Annotated in this window: 5 protein-coding genes; all 5 read left to right on the top strand. The window is 69.1% G+C overall.

All coding sequences use genetic code 11. The annotated features are described in order from the left end of the window. Positions 1–594, top strand: a 594-nt coding sequence (locus P409_RS27425; protein ID WP_034845864.1) for a 5-oxoprolinase subunit C family protein, incomplete at its 5' end; no start/stop codon positions are given. 13 nt (positions 595–607) lie between these two features. Further along, positions 608–1468, top strand: coding sequence for an alpha/beta fold hydrolase (locus P409_RS27430; RefSeq protein ID WP_034845866.1), 861 nt, complete (start codon positions 608–610; stop codon positions 1466–1468). A 206-nt stretch (positions 1469–1674) separates the two neighbouring features. Continuing rightward, positions 1675–3255: a peptide ABC transporter substrate-binding protein gene (locus tag P409_RS27435; protein WP_034845870.1), complete on the top strand. Its 1581-nt coding sequence runs from the start codon at positions 1675–1677 to the stop codon at positions 3253–3255. Between the two features lie 73 nt (positions 3256–3328). Then, on the top strand, positions 3329–3802 hold the full coding sequence (locus tag P409_RS27440; protein ID WP_052121466.1) for an NUDIX domain-containing protein: 474 nt from the start codon (positions 3329–3331) through the stop codon (positions 3800–3802). Between the two features lie 5 nt (positions 3803–3807). Then, positions 3808–4455: an HD domain-containing protein gene (locus P409_RS27445; RefSeq protein WP_152613569.1), complete on the top strand. Its 648-nt coding sequence runs from the start codon at positions 3808–3810 to the stop codon at positions 4453–4455. Positions 4456–4543 lie beyond the last annotated feature (88 nt).

Genomic DNA, 4543 nt, shown 5'->3' on the forward strand with positions numbered 1-4543 from the left:
GGGCATCAGGGCCGGGCGCTGCAGGCGGACGACCGGCTGCCGGCCGGCGCGCCGACGGCGCTGGGCGCGCGTCTCGCCAAGCTGCTGGCGGCGGAGCGGAACGACCGGCCCTTCGCCACCACCGGCTGGTCCGCCGCCGCCGATTTCGACCCGTCGCTGCGCCAGTCGCCACATGTCCGGGCGCTGCCCGGGCTGCAGGCGACATCCTTCGACCGCGACAGCCTCGCCGCCTTCCATGCCGAGCGCTACACGATCAGCCCGCGCTCCGACCGCATGGGCTACCGGCTGGAGGGGCCGGAGTTGAGCCTGTCGCAGCCGCGCGACCTGCTGTCCGAGGCAGTGACCACCGGCACGGTGCAGGTGCCGCCCGAGGGCAAGCCGATCGTGCTGATGGCCGATGCCCAGAGCACCGGCGGCTACCCGCGCATCGCCCAGGTGATCGAGGCCGACCTGCCGGTGCTAGGCCAGCTGCGGCCCGGCGACGTGCTGCGCTTCGTCCCGGTCGGGCTGGCCGAGGCCGAGGAACGGCGGCGGCAGGCGCGGCTGGATCTGCGGCGGCTGGCTGCCGGGGTCATGGTCCACGCCGGAATGTGATCGGGGGATAGAGATGTTTGCGACGATCCGCGACACCGCGATCTGGTTCGACATCGACGGCGCCGGGCTGGTGCCGGAGGGCGGGGCGATGCGCGAGCGCCCGACCGGCTTCCTGATCCATGGCGGTCCGGGCTCCGACCACAGCGGCTTCAAGCCGAGCATGAGCCCGCTGGCCCAGCAGATGCAGCTGGTCTATTTCGACCATCGCGGCCAGGGCCGATCCGCCCGCGGCGACCCGGCGCGCTATACGCTGGACGAGAATGTCGAGGATATGGAGGCGCTGCGCCGCCATCTCGGCCTCGGGCCGATCGCCAGCATCGGCACCAGCTATGGCGGTATGGTCGCGATGGCCCATGCCGCCCGATATCCGCAGGCGGTGTCGCATCTGGTGCTGATCGTCACCGCCGCCCATGCCGGCTTCCACGAGCGGGCGCGGCAGATCCTGCGCGAGCGCGGCAATGCCGAGCAGATCGCGGCGGGCGAGATGCTGTGGGCCGGCGGCTTCCGCAGCGAGGCGGATCTGGAGCGCTATTACGAGGCGATGGGCCCGCTCTATTCCCGCCGCTACGATGCGGCGGCGGCCGCGGCGACGCGCGGCCGGGCGATCCATTCGCCGGACGCGATCAACCGCGCCTTCGGCCCCGACGGCTTCCTGAGAAAGCTCGACCTGCGGCCGGAGCTGGCGCGGATCACGGCGCCGACCCTGATCCTGGCCGGGCGGCACGACTGGATCTGCCCGCCGGAGTTCTCGGAGGAGATCCATCGCCTGATTCCCGGCTCGACCCTGCGGATCTTCGAGGACAGCAGCCATTCGATCCGTGTCGACGAGCCGGAGGCCCTGCGGGCCGCCATCGCCGGGTTCGTGGCGGGCTGAGTTCCTTCCGTCCCCTCCTGTCATTGCCGGGCTTGACCCGGCAATCCAGGGCCACCGAGAGCGGCTCTTGAAAGCCCCTGGATCCTCGGGTCAAGCCCGAGGATGACAATGGAGGACAGTATAGCCTATTCAGCAAAAAAACTGCGTGGTTGATCCTCAATCTACATGATGGCACGCCTTCCGGCATCGGAAGGAGGGACGATTCGATGCGCCATCACATCCTCATCGGCCTCGCCGCCGCCGCGCTGTGGAGCGGGGCGGCGGGGGCGGAGACCCTGCTGTCCCGCGGCAATGGCGGCCAGCCCGAGACGCTGGACGTGCACAAATCGGTCGGCATCCCGGAATCCTGGATCGAGCTGGACCTGTTCGAGGGGCTGCTGGCGCCGGGGCCGAAGGGCGAGCTGGTGCCCGGCGCGGCGGAAAGCTGGACCGTCTCCGATGACGGCAGGACCTACACCTTCAAGCTGCGGGCCGACGGCAGATGGTCGGACGGCAGCCCGGTGACGGCGCAGGACTTCGTCTATTCCTGGCGCCGGCTTGTCGATCCGAAGACGGCGGCGCCCTACGCCTATTTCCTCGACCGCATCGTCGGGGCGAAGGAGGTGCGGCTGGGCCAGAAGCCGGCCGATGCGCTCGGCGTGCGCGCCGTCGACGACCGAACGCTGGAGGTCAGCCTGGTCGGCCCGACCTCCTACTTCCTGTCGATGCTGGTCAACAACTCGACCTTCCCGGTGAACCGGGCGAATGTCGAGAAATTCGGCGCCGCCTTCGCCCGGCCGGGCAACCTGGTGTCGAACGGCGCCTATGTGTTGGCCGAGGACGTGCCGCAGTCGCATATGACGCTGCGCAAGAACCCGCAGTTCCACGACGCGGCGAATGTGAAGATCGACACCGTCCGCTATGTCGTCACCGAGGATGTCGACAGCGAGCTGGCTCGCTTCAAGGCCGGCGAGCTGGACGTGACCACCGAAGTGCCGAGCCAGCAGGTGCCGGCGCTGCGGCAGAGCAACGCCGGCGAGCTGCACATCGCGCCCTATCTCGGCATCTACTTCTACGCCATCAACCTGAACCACGAGCCGTGGAAGAGCAGCCCGGAGCTGCGCCGTGCCCTGTCGCTGGCCGTCGACCGCGACGTCATCATCGACAAGGTGTCCAAGGGCAACCAGACCCCGGCCTACAGCTTCGTGCCGCCCGGCACCAGCGGCTTCCCGGCCTGGCAGCCGGAGGAGGCGGGCTGGACCCAGGCCCGGCGCGACGAGGAGGCGAAGGCGCTGCTGGCCAAGGCCGGCTACGGCCCGGACAAGCCGTTGCAGGTGAAGATCACCTACAACACCTCGGAGAACCACAAGAAGATCGCCGTCGCCATCGCCGCCATGTGGAAGCAGAAGCTCGGCGTCGACACCGTGCTCGAGAACCTGGAATGGTCGACCTACCTGACCCAGCACCATCAGAAGCAGTTCCAGGACTTCGCCCGCACCGGCTGGATCGGCCAGTATGACGACGCCAACTTCTTCCTGGAGCTGCAGCGCAGCGGCATCGGCGAGCTCAGCACCTCGGACTACTCCAATCCGGCCTATGACGCGCTGCTGGACCAGGCCTCGGCCGAGACCGATGCCGGCAAGCGGGCCGCGATCCTGCAGCAGGCGGAGCGGCTGATGATCGCCGACACGCCGGTGATCCCGATCTTCTTCTACACCAGCCGGCATCTGGTCTCCCCGTTGGTGAAGGGTTGGGCCGACAATCTGCGCGACCAGCACCCGACCCGCTGGCTGTCGGTGGAGCGATAGGCGTCTCCGGCGCATCTGGCCCGGCGTCAGGGGCGGTTGACACCGACCCGTCCCGCCGGGTCATCTGCGGGCCATGACCACGGCCCGACGCACCCTGCCGCGCCTGCTGCACCGCGCCCACAACACCTATCTGAGGCTGCGCAAGCCGCTGACCCTCGGCGCCCGCATGGTGGTGCGGGACGGGGAGGGGCGCTTCCTGCTGGTGCACCACACCTACCGTCCCGGCTGGTTCTTCCCCGGCGGCGGGGTGAAGAAGTGGGAGAGCTTCGAGGCCTGCGCCGTGCGCGAGGCGCGCGAGGAGGCGGCGGTCGAGGTCGAATCGGGCGCCCGGCTGTTCTCGGTCTATGCCCATTTCGACAAGCTGCGCTGCGACCACGTCGCGCTGTTCCTGGCCGACCGCTGGCGCCCGTCGGGCGGCCGCCTGTCCTTCGAGATCGCCGAGGCCCGGTTCTTTCCGGTCGACGACCTGCCGCGCGACATCCATGGCGCGACCCATCGCCGGATCCAGGAGATCCTCGGACACCGCAGCATCGACCCCGTCTGGTGACGAACATGAGCGAAACCGCGACTCCGCCCGTTGCCCTGACTCCTGGTGACCGCCTGGCGCGGATCCAGGAGTTCCTGCTGGTCTGCGACCAGTTCAAGCAGATCACCCGGCAGAACTACCTGACCGACGGCAGCCGGCGTGAGACCGATGCCGAGCACACCTGGCACATGGCGCTGTACGCCCTGCTGCTGAAGGACGAGATCGGCTTCGAGGTCGACATCGCGAAGGTGCTGTCGCTGGTGCTGACCCACGACCTGGTCGAGATCCATGCCGGCGACACCTTCGCCTATGACGATGTCGGCCGGCAGGACCAGGCGGCGCGTGAGGCCGAGGCGGCGGTGAAGCTGTTCGGCCTGCTGCCGCCCGACCTGCGCGACAGGGTGCATGGCTGGTGGACCGAGTTCGAAGCCGGCGAGACGCCGGAGGCGCGCTATGCCCGCGCGCTCGACCGGCTGCAGGCCTTCGCCCAGAATGTGATGAGCGGCGGCAAGTCCTGGCACGAGCACGGCGTCACCCGCACCCGCACCTTCAGCCGGATGCAGGAGGCGCTGGACGCCGACCCGACGCTGCGGGTCCTGGTCGAGCGGCTCTATGGCCATGCCGACCGGGAAGGCAGCTGGGTGCCGGAGCCGGCTGTCAAATCAGGCGGATAGGCCGGGGCCACCCCCTCACCCGAAATCACGATGCGATTTCGACCTCTCCCCAAGGAGAGGTGATGGGGCGATTGCTTCAGTTCCCTTC

The organism is Inquilinus limosus MP06, from assembly GCF_000767795.1.
Classification (GTDB): Bacteria; Pseudomonadota; Alphaproteobacteria; order DSM-16000; family Inquilinaceae; genus Inquilinus; species Inquilinus limosus_E.

Excerpts from the sequence above, each read along its gene's own strand:
- P409_RS27430 (WP_034845866.1), top strand. The coding sequence starts at position 608 with ATGTTTGCGACGATCCGCGACACCGCGATCTGGTTCGACATCGACGGC.
- P409_RS27435 (WP_034845870.1), top strand. The coding sequence starts at position 1,675 with ATGCGCCATCACATCCTCATCGGCCTCGCCGCCGCCGCGCTGTGGAGC.
- P409_RS27440 (WP_052121466.1), top strand. The coding sequence starts at position 3,329 with ATGACCACGGCCCGACGCACCCTGCCGCGCCTGCTGCACCGCGCCCAC.
- P409_RS27445 (WP_152613569.1), top strand. The coding sequence starts at position 3,808 with ATGAGCGAAACCGCGACTCCGCCCGTTGCCCTGACTCCTGGTGACCGC.